The 17,653-nt window shown below is 60.4% G+C and carries 17 protein-coding genes; 12 read left to right on the top strand and 5 right to left on the bottom strand.

Going from position 1 to position 17,653, the window contains the following annotated elements; all coding sequences use genetic code 11:
- The first annotated feature begins 6 nt into the window (after nucleotides 1–6).
- The 12 genes from AAHM38_RS14375 to pilV all read left to right on the top strand — a co-directional run bounded on the left by AAHM38_RS14375 (nucleotide 7) and on the right by pilV (nucleotide 11,713).
- Complete coding sequence (locus AAHM38_RS14375; protein ID WP_012435629.1) at nucleotides 7–780, top strand: lytic transglycosylase; 774 nt, start codon at nucleotides 7–9, stop codon at nucleotides 778–780.
- Nucleotides 777–2,027 carry a hypothetical protein gene (locus AAHM38_RS14370; protein ID WP_012435630.1) on the top strand — a complete coding sequence of 417 codons (1,251 nt, stop codon included), beginning with the start codon at nucleotides 777–779 and terminating at the stop codon, nucleotides 2,025–2,027. The genes AAHM38_RS14375 and AAHM38_RS14370 overlap by 4 nt, the downstream gene beginning before the upstream one ends.
- Nucleotides 2,024–2,500, top strand: coding sequence for a lytic transglycosylase domain-containing protein (locus AAHM38_RS14365; protein WP_012435631.1), 477 nt, complete (start codon nucleotides 2,024–2,026; stop codon nucleotides 2,498–2,500). Before AAHM38_RS14370 ends, AAHM38_RS14365 begins: the two co-directional genes overlap by 4 nt.
- A 17-nt stretch (nucleotides 2,501–2,517) precedes the next feature.
- On the top strand, nucleotides 2,518–3,042 hold the full coding sequence (locus tag AAHM38_RS14360; protein WP_012435632.1) for a toxin co-regulated pilus biosynthesis Q family protein: 525 nt from the start codon (nucleotides 2,518–2,520) through the stop codon (nucleotides 3,040–3,042).
- Nucleotides 3,039–4,730 (top strand): type II secretion system protein GspD, encoded by a 1,692-nt coding sequence (locus AAHM38_RS14355; protein WP_012435633.1) that lies wholly within the window; start codon nucleotides 3,039–3,041, stop codon nucleotides 4,728–4,730. Before AAHM38_RS14360 ends, AAHM38_RS14355 begins: the two co-directional genes overlap by 4 nt.
- A 105-nt stretch (nucleotides 4,731–4,835) precedes the next feature.
- Entirely contained in the window at nucleotides 4,836–5,453 is a 618-nt protein-coding gene (pilP, locus tag AAHM38_RS14350; protein ID WP_225694717.1) for a type IV pilus biogenesis protein PilP, read from the top strand.
- 1 nt (nucleotide 5,454) lies between these two features.
- A complete protein-coding gene (pilO2, locus tag AAHM38_RS14345) occupies nucleotides 5,455–6,708 on the top strand; it encodes a type 4b pilus protein PilO2 (protein WP_012435635.1) in 1,254 nt (417 codons plus the stop codon).
- Between the two features lies 1 nt (nucleotide 6,709).
- The gene (locus AAHM38_RS14340) at nucleotides 6,710–8,296 is read left to right on the top strand and encodes an ATPase, T2SS/T4P/T4SS family (protein WP_012435636.1); all 1,587 of its coding nucleotides are present in this window, start codon (nucleotides 6,710–6,712) and stop codon (nucleotides 8,294–8,296) included.
- Nucleotides 8,293–9,366: a type II secretion system F family protein gene (locus AAHM38_RS14335; RefSeq protein ID WP_012435637.1), complete on the top strand. Its 1,074-nt coding sequence runs from the start codon at nucleotides 8,293–8,295 to the stop codon at nucleotides 9,364–9,366. The genes AAHM38_RS14340 and AAHM38_RS14335 overlap by 4 nt, the downstream gene beginning before the upstream one ends.
- Before the next feature lie 36 nt (nucleotides 9,367–9,402).
- Nucleotides 9,403–9,903 carry a type 4 pilus major pilin gene (locus tag AAHM38_RS14330; protein ID WP_012755741.1) on the top strand — a complete coding sequence of 167 codons (501 nt, stop codon included), beginning with the start codon at nucleotides 9,403–9,405 and terminating at the stop codon, nucleotides 9,901–9,903.
- Between the two features lie 22 nt (nucleotides 9,904–9,925).
- Nucleotides 9,926–10,402 (top strand): hypothetical protein, encoded by a 477-nt coding sequence (locus AAHM38_RS14325; protein ID WP_012435639.1) that lies wholly within the window; start codon nucleotides 9,926–9,928, stop codon nucleotides 10,400–10,402.
- A 12-nt stretch (nucleotides 10,403–10,414) separates the two neighbouring features.
- Nucleotides 10,415–11,713 carry a shufflon system plasmid conjugative transfer pilus tip adhesin PilV gene (gene pilV / locus AAHM38_RS14320; RefSeq protein WP_012435640.1) on the top strand — a complete coding sequence of 433 codons (1,299 nt, stop codon included), beginning with the start codon at nucleotides 10,415–10,417 and terminating at the stop codon, nucleotides 11,711–11,713.
- 761 nt (nucleotides 11,714–12,474) lie between these two features.
- On the opposite strand, the gene AAHM38_RS14315 is transcribed toward pilV, so the two are convergent.
- From AAHM38_RS14315 to AAHM38_RS14295, 5 genes are all read right to left on the bottom strand, one after another.
- Nucleotides 12,475–13,458 (bottom strand): CAP domain-containing protein, encoded by a 984-nt coding sequence (locus AAHM38_RS14315; RefSeq protein ID WP_012435642.1) that lies wholly within the window; start codon nucleotides 13,456–13,458, stop codon nucleotides 12,475–12,477.
- Nucleotides 13,459–13,606: 148 nt separating this feature from the next.
- Nucleotides 13,607–14,050, bottom strand: a complete 444-nt coding sequence (locus tag AAHM38_RS14310) for a hypothetical protein (protein ID WP_012435643.1) — start codon at nucleotides 14,048–14,050, stop codon at nucleotides 13,607–13,609.
- Nucleotides 14,051–14,160: 110 nt separating this feature from the next.
- Nucleotides 14,161–14,520 carry a hypothetical protein gene (locus AAHM38_RS14305; RefSeq protein ID WP_012435644.1) on the bottom strand — a complete coding sequence of 120 codons (360 nt, stop codon included), beginning with the start codon at nucleotides 14,518–14,520 and terminating at the stop codon, nucleotides 14,161–14,163.
- A gap of 146 nt (nucleotides 14,521–14,666) precedes the next feature.
- Nucleotides 14,667–15,848: a FlhC family transcriptional regulator gene (locus tag AAHM38_RS14300; RefSeq protein WP_012435645.1), complete on the bottom strand. Its 1,182-nt coding sequence runs from the start codon at nucleotides 15,846–15,848 to the stop codon at nucleotides 14,667–14,669.
- Between the two features lie 50 nt (nucleotides 15,849–15,898).
- A complete protein-coding gene (locus AAHM38_RS14295) occupies nucleotides 15,899–17,023 on the bottom strand; it encodes a hypothetical protein (RefSeq protein WP_037021979.1) in 1,125 nt (374 codons plus the stop codon).
- Nucleotides 17,024–17,653 lie beyond the last annotated feature (630 nt).

The raw sequence follows: 17,653 nt of genomic DNA, 5'->3' as shown, positions 1-17,653 counted from the left end.
CTCCTGATGGCGGCCTGTGTGTCCGCGCACGCCGTGGTGGTCGATGCGGTGATTTCACCGACGGCCTACGTCGTGCGCGACGGTGGACAGGTTCGGCTGCAGACGCTTCCGGGCAAGCCGGTCTTGTACTGCGGCCTGGGCGCCTTCGAAACCTGGGCTCAGCGTTTGGTCGGCCAGGAGTTCCAGATCGGGTCCGCGCGACAGCCCGACGGAGTGACTCATGCCGAGACGCTTGTCAGCGTTGTTGCCGGTGCCGGGTGGCTGCGTCCCGCCTCGTTGGATGACGCGGGTCAAGCCGCCATCGTCGAGCGCAAGGGCGGTTGGGCCTGCGCACCGAAAGCCGCCCCCTTTGCGGAATTCAGTGATCGCGTCGATCCGACCATCCTGGCCGGCATTGCGCTGAACGAATCGTCGTATCAGGGGCGACCATGGCCGTGGACGTTGAACGTCGCGGGGCGTGGCTACTACTTCGCCACCCGAGACGATGCCTATGGTGCCATCCGCCGCCTGATCGAGGCGAAGCGGTGCGATTTCGATGTCGGAATCATGCAGGTGAACTGGTGCTACCACGGCCAGCGCTTCGCATCGCCCTGGGATGCCCTGTCGCCTGCATCGAACATCCGTGTCGCGGAAACCATCCTGCTCGAAAACCGGCAACGCAGCGGCTCTCCGATGAAGGCGGTCGCTTGGTATCACAGCGCTGACCCCGCGCGTGGAGGGCCCTACTTCGCCCGATTCCTGAACCACCTGAAGCGGCTGGACTCCGCCAATAGCCCATGACGAAGTTCCGACACCTCGCTTTGCTGCTGCCCGTTCTGTCCGTGCAGGCCTTCGCCGCAGACACCGATCCGCTGGATTTCGATTACCAGGTGGTGGCGCCATCCACGGCTCGCCCCGCGATGATCTTCAACGACGGGTCGAGCACGTACATTCAGCCGCGTGCCGGGCAGACCATCGTGGCCGACAACGGGCAATCATCCGGTCCGTACATCATGGTTGATGGTGTCCCCGACGTTCTGCACTTCACTGCGAACGGGCAAATGGTGACGGCGCGCTGGAAACGCTCCAACGCGATCACGCGCGAGCCGGCGAATCCGTCGGGGGACTTGCCCCATGGGTTCACTGGCTTCTCCGGCCGCATCGCGATGGTCGGCGAGCACGGCAATCTGCAACTCGTGCGTCCCGGGAGCGTCACGCAGCCGCTGGCGCAAATCGTCAAGGCGATAGCTCCCAGCGGTTGGACGGGGACCGCCCAAAAGACCATTGCGCTGACGGAGGAGACGACGTTCGTCACGCGGGATGCCGAGAACTGGCTTCAGGCGCTCGGGCGGTTGCTGGACCAGAAGGGTCTCTACGCGGAGGTCGACTTCGGCCGTCGCAACATCGCGCTGCGTGTTGAGCCGCCCAAGTCGATCGCCGTGGGCGTCGCGGTGGCTTCGTCCGATGCCAGCAACGGCGCGAATGTCGGCAACACAGGTGCGCCAGCAACGGTCCCAAACGATCAAGGCAGTGGTGACGGTGGCGTGGCCAGCTCGCTATTGGCCGAGGCGTTTGACGCGCAGGCCATCCGCGACACAAAGGCCGGGACGATTCAAATTCGCTTTGCGACGAAGCCTGAGGGTCTCCAGATCAGGAACAGCGAGGGCAGCAAGCAGGGCCTGACGTGGCTGGACGGTGATCGCGTGGTCGCGTTCGATACCGTGGATCGTTTCACCGTCTCTGCCGCGGGTAAGGCTGTCGAAGTTCGGCGAGCTGCTGAGATTCGCTATGACTTCGCGGCCGACAACGCAGCGGGCCTCGAATCGGTCTTCGAGAAGGACAACGCGACCTACCTCGTATTCCGAACTTCAAAGGCCAATGTGAGCGCACGCAACGACAACGGCGAGGGCTCGGGCGAACTGAAGGACCGCTACTTCAAGTTCAACGGAATCGCTGAGCGCTTGACTGTGGTGGCCGACGGCCGCTCAGTGATCGTGGAACGTGTCCCTGAAGTGCGCTTCTACGAGCGCAAGGCGAGGGTGGAATGAGCGGATCACGACTCCGAGTGCGAGACGTGAGCGGTGCGAAAAGGCTGTTCGCTTTTTTCGCACTTCTGCTGGCTCTTGCCAGTTTAGCGCGGGCGGATTGTCTCGACGACGCGGCCAATTACTACCGGCTCGATCCGACGCTCGTTCGCGCCATCGCGTGGCACGAGTCCGGCATGCGGCCGCTTGCTGTCAATCGCAACTCTAACGGCAGTGTTGACGTTGGCCTCATGCAGATCAACTCCTCCTGGTTTCCGACGCTGGCGCGTGTGGGCATTGCCCCTGAGCACTTGTGGAATCCCTGTGTTAACGCCTACGTCGGGGCGTGGATTCTGAGCTCGAACATCGCGCGCCTGGGGCCGAACTGGAAAGCCGTCGGCGCATACAACGCCACTTCACCGGACAAGCAGTTGCGCTACGCCAACCAAATCTACGCGCGCTGGCAGGCATTGCAGCGCGCTGGTGCCAGTCATTGACACATTGCGAGACCGTTATGAGAAGCCTTCTTTCCCACAAGCGCATGGCCGTCATCGCGATGGCTGCATGCACCTTCGTTTCCTCCGTCCACGCGGGGACCCGTACCCAGAGCGTTGACGGCGATGGTTGGCAGCCGCTTGGCAGCAGTGTTCGCAAAGCAAGCGTCGCTGGCCAAGCCAATCGCAACGGAGCCTCCGATCCCAACACGCTCGTCGCCGCGGCTTCCGCGTTGGCGAGTACCTCACCTGAACCAGCAGTGTCAGTCACGTCCGTTCCCTCAAATAGGCCGTTCGAACTCATCGCCGACGAGTCAGTAGAGCAGCAATTGCTTGAGTGGGCGAGGCGCGCGGGTTGGAAGGTCTTGTGGAGGGTGCAGGACGCATGGGTAGTGCCGGGCAATAAATCCTATGGCGATGACTTTGAATCTGCTGTGAAGCGCGTCACGGAAGACTTGGCAGCCAACGGAACAGACGTGCTCGGCGACAGCTGGCGCGGCAACCACACGATCGTTATCACCCAGAACGGAGCAGCTGAGCAATGAGGATCTTCTATCAACCGAAGCTGATCGCCGGTGCTGTGGCAACGGTCTTGAGTCTGTCGGGATGCGGTATCGCGGAGGTGCGCGGCATCCAGAAAGACGCGATGCGCGACACGCGCGCGCAGCTCGACGCTGCCCCGAGCAGCCGCCCGGTCTTCCAGATCCATGAGGGGGCATGGCTTCTTGGCGAGAAGGTCAAGGCGACCAAGCCGCAACCGGAACTCTTCAACAAGCCCGTGTCGTACAACGACGCACGGGACCGCATCAGTACGCTTGCCGACGTTGCCGACTGGATTGCTCGCACTTACAACGTACGGGTGGTCATCGATCCCTCGGTGAATGCACCGTTCCCCTCGGCGCAGTCCATTGTGACCACCGGCGCAACCGGCGCAGTCAAGGGGCCGCAACTACCCGCAGGGCTCGCCACGAGTCTTGCAGGCGCGCCCAACGCAACGTTGGCCGCCCCAGGTGGCATGCAGTCTGGGGCCGCAGCGATGCCGACGCAGTCACCGCTGCACTACGTTGGCGATTTCAAGGGTTTTATGCGGACGAACGAGCAGCGCTACAACGTCTACTCGCGCTTTCGCGACGGCACCCTCACGTTCTTCCGAGTCGAGACCCGGAACTTCACGTTGCCTGACATGGGAGCCTTCGCTTCCATGAGCGGGACGATCTCCAGTGACGGCAACCTGTCTTCCAGCTCGGGCGGCACGTCGGCTTCTACCACTAGCTCCACATCTGGCGGTTCAAGCGGTTCGGGCACCGGCGGACAAACAGCCAGCCAGTCGTTGGAAGTGAAACCGTGGAAACGCTTGGAGGAGATCGCCAAGCAAATTGCGGGGAATGGTGCGGAGGTCATCGCCGACCCGAATCTGGGGACTGTCACTGTCACCGGGACGCCGCCACAGTGTGATCGTGTTGAGGACTGGGTCCGTACTCTTGATGCCATGTTCGGTAAGCAGGTCGCCATCGACGTGCGCATCTACGAAGTCCGGCTCAATCAAGAGGACAACTACGGCTTGAATCTCTCGCTCGGGTACAAGAGCGGAAATGGGCACACCGGTGCCACGTTCACCGGGGTGGCGCCGCCAACGGTGTCGAGCAACGCGACACCCATGTCCGTCGGCGCGACGATTGTCGGCGGCAAGCTGGACGGTACCAAGGTGGCAGTGCAAGCGCTGTCGACGCTGGGCAACGTTACGCAGGTTGTGTCGCGTTCGGGAGTTACCCAAAACGGCAAGGTCATGGCAATGCAGTCTGCAACTTTGCAGGACTACATCCCGAGCTCGCAGACCACGTTGGCGTCGAACGTGGGTTCCACGTCTTCCATGCAAACCGCCCCTGACATCTCCGGCTTCACAAGCACGTTCACGCCAAAGGTTGTCAACGGCCGCATCTTGATCATGTTCGACATGACCCTGTCGAATCTGAACCCGCTACAAGAACAGACCCAGGGCAGCGGGGCCTCCTTGTCCAAGGTGCAGCTGCGAACCAAGCCACTGGCACGTTTCCAGCAGACCGTCGGCCTGAAGCCGGGCGAGTCGCTGGTACTTACCGGCTTGCGCGATCAAACGACCAGTACCACGAACAACGGCGTTGGCTCGCCCTACGTCCCAGTGACGGGCGGTGGGGTGGATGCCGCAAAGCGCGAAACGATGATTGCCGTCGTTATCACCGCACGGCTTCTTTGATACCTGGGGTTCATGATGAATCGACATTTCTTGTCTGCAGCGGTTGGACTTGCGCTGAGCGCCGGTGCAGGATTTGCAATTGCGCAGGGTGCCTCGGCGCCTCGCATGGAGAAGGCGATGCAGGCCGCTCAATCCATTCGTGATGCGCAGCCTTCGGCAACAACAACTCCGCCAACGACAACACCTGCGGCTCGTACCGCGCAAGTTGCAGAAACGTCTGTACGGCCAACCCAGGCTGCTCCATCACCCCAGGCGTCGATTCCTGTTGCGGCTGCGCCTTCGCCGAAGACCGAAGCCGCTCAGGCAGGTGCTGAGGCCGACGAACTCAGCATCCTGCAACGGCAAGCGGCAGTCCTGAAGGTCAAGGCTGAAATTGCGAAGTACCAGGCGGACATCAAAAGCTCGGAGTCGCGCGCGATGCAGGCTGCAACGAGCGTGACGCCTGGGCAGGCAGGGGAACCGGGAGTTGTTCCGTCGCTGGTCGTTCCCGGCAACGTTACGAAGCCACCGATTCCGCTACCTGCGGCCAAACATGGGAAACCGCGTCTGGTTCACATCGGGGGAGCTGACGGCGTCTACTCGGCTCTCATCGAAATCAACGGCATCACGATTTCGGATGCAGTGGCTGGCACTCAGCTCGGCGATGGCTGGCAAGTCATCGGCGTCGATGCGAAACAAGTCAGAGTGGGTCGCGGCAAGCAAGTTCTGAAGCTCGCGGTGTGACATGGCTCAAGTCCTCAACCTTCCAGGGATCAAGGGCACCTATGCCGTCGGCCTGACTTGGCGGCATGAGGATGCCAGGCCAAGCCGCGCGGCACTGCGCAAGAAGGCTCGTGATCTGCAAGCACGGTGGAGTGTCGTCCATCAGACGCGCACAGGGCACGTACAGGCCGGCTTTTGTGCGGGCCTCGAGGGCGCTGCCTCCAACTGGCGAACCAAGCCGCTTGCAGCCCTTGTCGCTGACTCACATCCTCAGCCTTGGTGCGGCTTCTATCGGATCAGCGCTGACCTGTATTGGTACATCGCGGTGCGCGACGGCCAGGAGGTTTTACCGGACGGGGACCGGACTGGCACGCTCGAAGAATTGGAGCAACTCCATGCGTTGCACAAAGCGTCCGGTGACTGGAACGTAGTCCGCGGGACCGAAGCCGAACTCGCAGACATCGTTCGCACTTCGCGATCGGTGAAGGGGCTGACCGATCTGGAGCCGGGGCCGCGACGCTACGTGCTACCGGTGGCCGGGGTGCTGACAGTGGCGGCATTGGCCGGCGTCGGCACGTGGTGGTATCAGCAACGGCAGGCTGAGGCACAGCGCGCTGCGGATCTCGCGCGACAACGTGCTGCACAGGCGATGCACGCGGCAAAGCAAGCCAAGCAACAAATTCCGCCATGGACACTTCAACCTGTGCCGTCTGCTGTTGTCGACGCATGTCGTTCGGCTTGGCACGGCAGGGCACTCGCCACGAAAGGTTGGTTGCTGACCGGCTGGAGCTGCCAGTTCGGTAGTCCCGTCACGGTCAACGTTGCCGCTCAATGGGAGCGCGACGGGGGTGTGGCTGAGGACGCGCCCGGCACGCTCCTCGACGATGGAAACCACTCTCGCTCGACGGAAGTTAAGCCCTATACGTTCACGATCCAACCAACAGGTATTGATGATTTTGAGGTTGCGAAGCGCATCGTTTGGAGCGTGTCGCACCGCAAAGCTTTCCAGTTGAAGCTGGCGGCGACGCAGCCCGCCGCGCTTCCTGGCGCGAATGGCCCCGATGCACCTGAACCGGCCCCGTGGATTGGGAATGCGGCCGATTTCACGCTTGCGATGGCTCCATGGTTCAGCGGTGCTTCTGCATTCGATCAAGTCCCAGGTTTGCGGCTGACCGAGGTCAGCGTCGACCTGCGAGATGGCCAGTGGCATGCGAAAGGGACGCTCTACGTTAACCGTTTTCCTGGGGCGACTGCTGCCCTCAAGGTGGGGAGCTGACATGGTGGCTTTGGTTGAGCGGTTCAGGGCATTCTCGCGCGTTGACGCGCATGTCGAGCCAATGCGGCTCCCGCCTGTTCCTGCCACGCTGATGCAACACGTCGTGTGGGCGGGGGTCGGCGAGAAGATTCAGGTCGATGGCCGCTATGCAGGTGGTTCGGCCTTTCTCACATGGTTGGCTGACCTCAAACGCCATGGTCTGGAGCCGGTTGTTGAATCTCTTGCCCCGCAGGAGCTGGCGCAAGCGCGCGAAAGCACGTCGGACGGGCAATCGGGCGACGCATACCTTGAGTTTCTGGAAATGTCGCGCCGGCGGCACGTCGAGGCTGCCGAACTGGGGGCGTCCGACCTTCACGTTCTGCAGCGAGAAGACCATGCTGAATTTCAGTTGCGCATTGACGGCGAGCTATGGACGGTGCCCGAGTGGGAACTGAACGCTGCGCAGGGGGAAGCTTTTGTGCGAGCAACTTGCGTCGGCCTCGCAACCGTCAAAGAGCCGACATTCAATCCGCTCGAGTTCCAGGAAGCGCAGATCAGCGGCAACAAGCTGCCTGAGACCGATATTGAAAGTGTTCGCATTACGCGCGGCCCAGCCTATCCGATCGAGGCCGGTGGTGGCGTCATGGTTAATCGCCTGCAACCGCGCAGGCACACGGCCACACTTCAGCGACGCGAGACGCCGGCGAGTCGTCTGCGACTGGTGAGACCGGAGGCGCCGGCCGGCAAAGTCGACTTTGAGCGGATGGGATTCACGACGCTGCAGCTCGCGATGTTCGAGCAGGTCGTCCTGATGCCGGATGGTCTGTTTATTCAGACGGGGCCGACGGGAAGTGGCAAGACCACGACCGGCTACGAAATGCTGCGCTACAAGGGGCAGATTTCGCCCGAGCTGCGGCAGATCACCCGTGAGCATCCGGTCGAGTACCCGCGTGAATGGGCAGTGCAACTGCTTTCGACGGGGCAGAACTCCTCATACCTCGTCGAACGCATGCTCCGGATGGACCCGGACATCATCGACATCGGCGAGATCCGCACAGGCAATGAAGGTGTTGCAGCAGTTCAGGCAGCGCAGACCGGGCACTTGGTCTTCGGCTCGCTCCACGTTCTTGATCCGTTCGAACTGATTGGTCGCCTGCAAATGCTCGACCACACGCTGCTTTCCAAGGAGTTGATGTGCAACCACAAAATCATCGCGGGTTTCATGGGGCAGCGGATGGTTCCCGTGCTGTGCACGGAGTGTCGGGAGCCATTGGCCAAACATCTCGACGCAATGCCGGGAATTCTGCTCGACCGCATCAAAACCTGGGGAAACATCGAACAGGTCCATGTGCGGGGAAAGGGATGTCCGCACTGCTTCGGCCGGCAAATCCGCGGGCGTGAGGCAGTTGCAGAGGTTGTCCTTAGCACCGAAGAGCTGATGGAAGACTTCCTCAGGGGGACGTCGTTGGCACGTCGAAATCACCGCCTGCGTGAGGGCTCCGACAAATCCATGCTCGGCAATGTCATGGAACGTGTGTTGGCCGGCAGGATCGATCCGCGCGACGCGCAGAAGAACGTGCCCATTGAGGCGTATCGCGAGGGCGTATGAATCTCCAGAAAGCTCTGCAGTGGCTGAAGGGCAATCCTCTGCCATGGAAGCTCCGAAAACGCCTCTATGAACGTGCGTCAACGCATCTGGCGAACGACGTAACGCTAGAGCGCGTGCTTACCCGGTTCGGGGCCGGCTTGCTACGACGGCGAAAACGTCGCGCTGCTGCTGCAATCGATGCCGTGACACAAGGCGTCCGCAACGGCCAGACGCTGGCGGCGGCAATGGACTCGTCGCTCACCAATCTTGAGCGAACCGTGCTCGACGCTGGTGATCGAGCGGGCAAGCTTCCCGAGGCAATGAAGCTCGTCATCGAGGTGCGCGAACTGGTGGATCGCATCTTTTGGAAGCTGATCCTCGGCTTCGCGCCGGCGCTTGTCTATGTCTACGCGCTCTACAAGGTACTCGGCTTTATCGGTGCCGACGTAGTGCCCGAGTTCGCAGGAATCTTGCCGGCCGAGAAGTGGACCGGATGGGCACGCGTCCTCTACCTGATGGGCGTGTTTGCACAAAGCGCGGCAATGCCTTTGGCGACGTACGGGCTGCTTACCTATGCGCTCTGGTGCGCATGGGCGTTACCGAACTGGGCTGGCCGTGGGAGGGCGTTCTTTGATCGATGGGTTTTTCCGTTCCCACTCTATCGGGAGATCGCAGGGTTCTCTTGGTTGCTGTCGTTTCTTGCTCTGCAGCGGGCGGGCATCCCTGAAGTGGAATCGCTGGCCGCACAGGTGCGCACGGCATCGCCATGGTTGGCGTCGCGGCTGCTCGCCATTTCATCCGGCACACGCAATGGCTTTGATCTTGCAACTTCCATGATGCGGACTGGGCACGACTTCCCTTCCGTGGATCTGATCGATGAGATCGGCGAGTACATGGGCAAAGCCGACTCGTCGGAAAAGCTGGCGAACGTGGCGCGAGAGAACGCGGCCTATGTCGAGCGAAAGGTGCTTGCGATCGGCGGTGGCATGGCGTTGACCCTGAGTCTTCTTGTGTACGCAGCCATGTTTGTCATGCAGTTTGGCTCAAACGCGCTTTCGTCGGCTCTCACGTCGTCGATGAGGCAGATGTAAATCGTTGGACGTGGTTTTACTTTAGGAGAGGGTGATATGGAACGGATCATTGGGGCGCTCGTGGCGATCGCGCTGGCAATCCTCGCAGTGGGCAACACGCTCAGCAACAGCGGGCAGGCGAAGTCGGATCAGAAGAGTGGTGGCGCGGCGACGGATATTGGCTACGTCATGACAAAGGCCCGAGCAGGGTTCGCGCAGAGCAATACCGGCTTTGCCAATTTTTCGAACGCGAACCTGGGCGGGCTTATTAACGGAGGCACCTTCCCTCCGACCATGGTCAAGAGCGGAGGCATTTTCGACAAGTGGGGCAATCCCATTACTTTGAGTTCGGCAAATAGTGGCACGAGCGGGGTGATCTCTTTTGGGGGTGGCGGGTCGCAAACAACTGACGAATGCACGTCCACCGTGACGAGTCTGTCAGGCTACGACTTGTTGACGGTTGGCGGTCAGAGTTTTACACGCAGCAACATGCCTGACACGTCGCAGGCCGGCGCTGTTTGCTCCGCGACCGCAACGATTGTCGTGACGTTCCACTGAGCCCCAGCGAGTCAGCGTTTCGATGGCATTCGCACTCCTTCCGCTCGCCGCAGTCATGCTGCTGTTCGGGCTTGGCATTCAAGCGTTCCAGCTCGCCGACAGTGTTCCTGGTGCCGGCCCCGCAGGCCAGATGGAGACGCGCTCGGTGGTGTCATCTCAGCAAGCTGCGATGTTTGGGACCGCATGTGTTAGCACAGCGATCGCGCAGCGTGGCGCAATCAGTCCAAACATGACCGTGACGCTACCGGCAGGTGTGTTGCTGCCTGCTGGTGCTGTTTGTATGACGACGGCGAATGGTAGCGGTCGCAACGTCTACGGGTACCTGCCAGCGGCACCTGGTGCAGCGGGAAAGTTACTCGCCGATGCGCAGGGCGGCAACAATTGGTTCGTCATCCGGGCCGCAGGTGTGGCGGTGAGTTTGGCGGGCGGAAACACCATGTCAGTACCCACGACCATCCCCGTTAGCTCACTCCTCAATTGGGTTCAGACGTCTTCCTGAAGGCGACGCGCAATGGATGCAATTCTCGGTTACATGATCGCCATCGCCCTGTCGTTGCTGAGCGTGGGGCAGTTCTACCAGTGGCAGGCGTCGGGCATGACAAACGTGCAGACTGCGGCCGCGGCAAGCCAGCAGGTGATCTACAACAAGGCCGCGGCTCAGTACGTTCAAGACAACGGGACATCGATCGCGGCGATTGCAACGCCTACCGTGCCGGTGACCATCACCACCGCAATGCTGATCAGCAGCGGTTACTTGCCGAACGGCTTTTCGACCACGAATGTTTTCGGACAGACATGGCAACTTCAGGTCCTGCAGCCCACCGCGGGGACGTTGCAGTCGGTCGTGCAATCGGTTGGCGGGAGGGCAATCGCGGACACTGTCCAGCTTGTTCAGATTGCCGCCCAAGCAGGGGCGCAGGGCGGATTCGTCCCCTATGCCGGCCAGAATGGTGACGCAACCATGACCCCCGCAAATGCTTACGGCGCATACGGGGCATGGAAGCTTCCGTTGACCAATTTCACCAATCCAGGCAGCGGTCACCTGGTGTCACTGCTTGCGTTCACAGGCGTGAGTGCGAACAACAGCTATCTGTACCGCGTTCAGGTTCCTGGCCATCCCGAGCTGAACAACATGCAGACCGACCTTGGTATGACCGATCAAGGGGGGGCGCTGCACAACATCAGTGGCGCACAGCAGATCAGCTCACAAAGCTTGCAGGCTCTTTCCGGTGGTTCGCTTGCCGTGCCATCGATCACGACCGCAAACGGCAAAGTAGTCACTTGGGAGCAGGTGGGCGAGGGCGGTGTGCTAGGCCTGAAAGGATCGAACGGTACATCGATCTACCTTGAGAGCTTGAATGGCACGTTCCGTATCGTCAACAACCCTTGGACACAGTCCATATTCTCGGTCGACCAGTCCGGCGATGTGGTCGCGGCGGGAACGCAGAGGCTGGGTAACGTTGCTTCGCCCAACACGGCGTGTGCCCAAAACGGAACACAGGCAGGCAATGCTGATGGCTCTGGCCAGCAATTAGTTTGTCTGTACAACGTGTGGAAACCAATTGGCGGGAGCTTGCAGCGCTTCGGGTATTACACCGCGCAACATGGTTCTGGAATTCCGAGGCCGACTTGTCCGGCGGGCGGAACCCCGATGATCGTTGTGACCCCGGCGAACTTTGCGGTCGATCCGACGACGGTCGTCAACTATGGAGCGTGGGGATCAGGCCCGTGGACTGTCTACATCATGGATGGATCAAATGCCGGCATCGGTGGCGCGACTGCCACTGTTGGGACCTATTGCGGATACTAATGGAGTCGTGAAATGAGGATGCTACTTAGGGTCTTGTCGGTGATTGTGCTTCTGGCGGGATCCAGACTTGCAATGGCGAACCCTGTGCTTTGTTCACCGGGATACCAAGACTCGACTTGCCCGAGCCCTATCGCAAGGGGCCCAGTCCCGGCACCGCAGTGTTCGTCTGGCGCTGGATGGACGACGACTTCAAGTCCCGTTTGGAAGGGTTCCTATTGGAGTGCGCCTGGCTGCAACTATCAGCCACCGCCTTCGTGTCCTTCGGGCTACTACGCTGCCAGTGGCCCTTCTTGGAATGGATCGAGCTGGGTAGGCCTGAACTGTCAGCCGACGGCACCTCCGCCCCCGCCGCCGCCTGCAGGTCACGTGTTGGTGGCAACGTATACAACCAACAGCTGTGGCAACCTTGGGCCCTTTAATGGATACGCAGACGGAACGTATGACGCCAGCAACTCCGATTGGGGAGGGCAGACTTTCTCTGGTACTTGGGACCAGATGTATTACAACGGGGTAGCGTATATGAACTCGAACTATGCTCGTTACATTGCTCCAGCTTACATCTCCCAGCCTTCGGACCCAGCGACGGCTACACAATATTTGTCGCGAGTGTTCTTTGTCTACAACCCGTGGGCATGCGGCGGCGGTGTTGGCTAAAGCAAAATGGCGTTTGTCCTGACCGCAGGCAAGTTATTGAGAGATCGGCGACACAAAGAAAAAGCCCCACGGTGACTGTGGGGCTTTCTTTTTGATGGCTAGACTGTTTAGCCCACCACGTTGCCGGTCGTGAATGTGAAGCTGCGCGTGAACGGCGTGCCGTTGATCGTACCGGACAGGTTCACCGTGTACGGCGTGTTCGGTTGCAGCGGTGCGGTCGGGTAGGCGACGGCTTCGAACGCGGGGACCAACTTGTTCGGATCAGTTGACGAGTTGAGCAGTTGCAACGTCACCGTGTGCGAGGCGTTGTCGGTCATCGTGCCGGAAGTCAGCACAACGGTGTCGCTCGGGTTGGCCGCAACCGCGACAGGAATGCCCCACGAACCGCTGGTGTTCGGCGGCGCCGGCGTTTCACCGTTCGACGAGTAGGCCACACCGGTGGTGCCTTGGCACGGGAAGGTCAAGGGCATGTTGCCCGGCATCGTCTTAGGCGCATCGAAGCTCATCGAGGCGCGCACGTCGGGGAAACCGTTGAACAGCGTCTTGGAGACGCCGATGCCAACAATGCTCGACGGCCACACGCCCGCAGCGATGTGGTAGACGCCGGACAGCCAGCCGATAATGTGTTGCTGACCGTATTGGGCGTCGGTCAATGTCGCATTGGTGTAGTAGCCCCCGCTCACGCCGCCGACGTACTGATTGGGGAAGCCAGCCGCCACCGCGCGATCCTGATAGGTGACACCGGTGAAGCCAGTTTTGCCCGCCGTCTCGCTATCCGCAACTACGCCATTCGTGCTCATGTAGGCAGCGTGTGCTTGGGCGGCAGTGTCCAGCACAGTGTTTTCGGACAGTGCCGGAAAGCCACACTGCGTACGGTACTGGTTCAGCGTGTTGAACGCTGCCAGTTGTGCGCTCGTGCTGCCGTACTGCGGTGTCGTCTGGGTGCCGGTGACAGTCTGTGCCGGCGGAGTCGTAGTGCCGCCGGTCGAACCGCCAGTCGTGGACGTGCCACCGTCACCGCCACCGCCGCATGCGGTCAGTGCGAGAGTCGATGCAGCAGCAATTGCGAGGAGAGAGAGTTTGTTCGTCATTGATTTTCTCCGGTGATTTTGAGGTCGGTGATCGATATGCGACCACTTGATTTAATCGTAGCGTGCGGCTCAAGAAGTCAAGGATGCACTCCAGGTACTTCAGATGCCGCGCTCAACGTGTGCGGGGGCGGTCGGCAGCAACGCGTTGCTACTTGACCTTGTGCAGTTCCACGGGCCCGAGCATCGAAACGAGCAGATACCCCGTCGTCGTTGGGAAGTCCTTGTTGCTCCAGTTCGAAGGGACATGGACGAGCGCAAAGTCCTTCGTGGATATCCCGCTGACTGATTCACTAACGGCGCGGCCGAAGAGCGCTTGAGCTTGCTCTTTGGTCAGATCATTGACCGGGCCCTGGATGGCTCGCCAATTGCCGTTGTGGAACTCCTGAACGGCGAGTTTGCCGTCTGCCTTCTCGATCCGAAGCGTTGGCTCGAGCCCGTTCTTTCCCTGGACGGAGTATTCGCCGACGATGTCGCTCGTCGACGAGCCACATGCCGTGATGATGGCGGTGGCGGCGATGGCCAGCAGGAGCTTTGCCTTCTTGCGCACGGTTGCGGTAAACGCCGGGATGTCGAACTTGCAGAATGTGGTCATGTGATTGTGGGCTGTGAGTTGTGTCGGCTGGGGCCGTCGTGCTGATCGTGGTGAATGCATTATGGGTAAGCGCGCTTTCTCGCTTGCCGGTGCCGAAGAGTTGCGCGCTCCTAGCACCCCTCTGCCGAGAAATAGAGCGTCTTGCCGCAGGTCTTGCAAAAATGGGCGCGTGTGCCGGGCGCACGTCGAAGCGCGTGCACGCTGAGATGCTTGGACGAGCAGCGATCACACGTGATCGTGCCAGCGTCAGATACCAACCCCGGATGCTTCTTTCGATACCAGAAAAACGTATGTGTTCGAAACCGGTAGAGCCGGTACCAGCGCGGTGCGAAGAAGATCATGAGCGCGAGACCGAGGACCAGCGCAGGAGCGGTGCCGGCGTGCGATTTCCCGACTAGGGACGCGCCAGTCAGTGCGGTACCAAACAGCGATGCGGTACCAGAAACGAAGCGGGAAGCAAGATGGCGCATATCGTTGTCCTTTGTGGATGGGGAGGCACCCGCCGCCAGTCGTGACGCCGCGGCAGAGGCTTCTACGTCTTGAGCGTACGCCGAGAGAATCAGAGTCAAGCTCGGGCGGCATCGCCAGCCCATCCACCATTCGGGGCCCGATCCAGCTATGCGAGTTGTTTGCGCGGTTTGCCCTTGCGTGGCGCCGTCAACGCACCTGTGCATGACGGGCAATAGAAGGACGCCGCCAGTTCGATTTTTGGCGTGGTATTGCACGTCAGATAGTGCGTGGAACAGGTGCGGCAACTGGACATGGACAAATCGCTGCCGGTGGACACTGATCGGGCCAAATGGAACGCCCGGTCCGGGGTCAGCCGCGCGGCATCGCCGAACAGACGCCCGACGGTGTCGAGTGCGGTGATGAACGCCTCTGGCTCGTTCGCACGTGCGGCAAGGGCGCTCCAGTACAGCCAAATCAGCGTCGTCGACTGAATGCGGCTCGACACCGACTCCACGTACCAGGATGACGAGGAGGGCATCAGGCCGCAGGGAGACGATTCGCCGTGGATTTGTCGATAGAGAGCGCGCGCCGTAGCCGCGGTGCCAGGGAACATCGAGGCCACGCTGGATGCGCGGCAACGCAGGCCAATGAGCGCCTCGGTATAGCGTTCCATCTGCGCGCGGCCGACGCGGAAATTTCCCCAGCGTTCACGTTGCAGGGGCCGCGGGGCACGTGAGTCGCCGGCGTTCATCACGTGGTGGCAGATCGTCTCTTCCGAGATGAGGTTGGCCGAATACTCAAGCCAGAACATCGGATTCTCAAAACGCCAACGGAACATCGGGAAGTTGGCGCCGAAGATGGCAAGCTCCAGCTCGTGCTGAGACACGGTCACGAGATAGTCAGCCAGGTCTTGCGGCATGCCCAGCAGTTGAGCGGCAACGGGCGTGGAGTGGAGTAGGTCGACTACCATCCAGACGTAATCCTTGTTCTGGTGGAACAAGCTCATCTTCAGGCTGGGATCAAGGTTGCCGAATTCCGCCTTCACCTTGTCAATGGCCAGGGTTGGTGTCGTCTTCTTGATGAGGCTGCGCCAATCTTCGACGTTCTTGAACATCGGTGTCACGACCAGGAACGGTGTTCCCATCAACTGCCGCTGCCCTGCAGCGTTCTGCGCGAGCATGGCCAGCTCTTCCGGCCGCACTCCAAATACTGGCGCCACTTCCCGGTGCCGAAGCATGCAGGTGCCCATGAAATCCGCAAGCTGGTAGTTGATGGAACGGATCCGGTCGGTAATCCGGTCGGGAAGGATGAGCGAGTCTTTGGCAGAAAGAGCAGTCGAACGAGTCATGGCGAGAGAGTCAGTTGTTGTTTTTGGGACCGGCGCTTGAATCAGGCGGTTTACGTGCGTGTCCGGCGGGACACGCGGTTTGTGGTCTCGGTGGTCGCGAGCGCAGCGTTCACTTCACCGAGGAATTTGGTCAGGACGCCAGCGAGGCCTTCGAGAATGGGACGGCATTCGGCCGATGCGTTGGCAAAGATGGCCGTGAGTTGCGCAGACTGGTATTTGTGTGCGACGGATTCGATGTCGGCAACCAGCGTGATCATCTTCGCTCTGGCGTCAGCAGACGAGTTGATGTCGTCCTGCTGTTGTGCGATTTCCAGGTTGAGTCGATCAAGCTCGTCCTGCTTGCGCTTAACGTCCTCATTGGCCGCTTCGAGGCGACGGTTGGCTTCTTGGAGCGCATCGTCCAGGGTCTGGAGTCCTGGCGGCAGAACGTGCACTTCGACTGTCTCTTTCACAGCCGCCGGTTGGCCGCTCTCTGCCCTTGCTGCTAGCGCGTTGCGTTCGCGCGTGAGACGGTCGATCTCTTGCTGTAGCGTGCTGACGGTCGAAGAGCTGCGGGTGACCTGGAGTTGTGCTTCGTCCATGGCACGCTGCCGATTGGCCACCTCCTCCTGGGACACCGTGAGTTGGGCAGCCAGAGTTCGAATCTGTGCTTCAAGATCGCGGTTGTTGTTCAGGTTTTCGTTCAGCTCTTCCTGCGTGACTTGGAGCTGCAGGCCGGTATTGGTCAGATCCTCTTCTGTCTTCCGAAGCTTCTCGATGATCGGCCGGATGTCGTCGCGTTTAAAGCTATCCGTCTTCAACTTGTGCTCGATGACCTTGTCGACTTCGTCATCGGTGATGTCCTTGCGGGCCAAGATCTTCATCTCACCCAAGGTCAGGTTGGTGATGGCCCGGCTGTTGTTCGCAAACTTCCTGTAGATGTTGATGTAGAGAGCCACGCGTGAATCGGTCATCCGAAGGACGGTGCTTGCGTAGCTGGACAGCATGGCACTCCCGCGCTTCCTGGCCACGGTCTCATCACCGAGGGTGCGCGTGAGGCTCCCCATGATGATGCCGTCAATGTGGACCAGCCGTGCCCCAATTGCGATGAACTCGGCCACGACACGGTTTTGCGACTGCCAGATTTCCTCGGTCGCCTGTGCGATTCGGCCAATCGACGATTCGTCCAGGTCCATGAACTGGGTCCTCGCGAATGTCATGGCGGAGACAGAACCGTCGTCCGTGATCGTTTGCGCAAGCTGGAAGTCCGTATGAGTCATGTCGATGTAAGCCAGTGGAGTGTTCTCGTGACCGGAGCCAGATGTGCTCAGGCGCCAAACGGGCGGTGCGATGCGGATGGTTACCGCGAATGCACCTCCTCTTCGAGCCATCGTAAGGCGGTCAGGGAGAAGTCAAGTGAACGCGTGGCCTGCGATGTGCGAGAGCAAAATCGAAGGTCATCGGTTGGGGCGGGTCGGAAAGCGGCTACATACGAACGGCCTATTACGAATTGCTAAAGGAAGACGCGACTCTATCGTTGTATCGTTCGCCGAATCGCAATACTTAACCCCAATGAGGTGGGGTGTGGGTGCAGTATTTGGAGGGGTGCGTGAATTAAATGAAGCTAATATCAGTCGTCAAAGCGAATTAAGATTTTCTGAATGCATCTTCAAATGCCCCACAAAAGGGGGGCATCCGATGGCATGAGCGTCGCGTCATCCACTGCCTTGCAGCGGATAGGCTCGCGCGTGCGAGCTTGCGCGGATCCACTGCATCCGCTAAAGTTCGTGACATCTCCGCGTCGTTGACGCATCGAACTTGCGCTT

Origin of the sequence: Ralstonia sp. OTU4908 (assembly GCF_038440115.1) — a bacterium.
Taxonomy (GTDB): Bacteria; Pseudomonadota; Gammaproteobacteria; order Burkholderiales; family Burkholderiaceae; genus Ralstonia; species Ralstonia pickettii.
The sequence above is the reverse complement of the archived record's forward strand: the minus strand, read 5'-3'. Positions and strand labels throughout refer to the sequence as shown.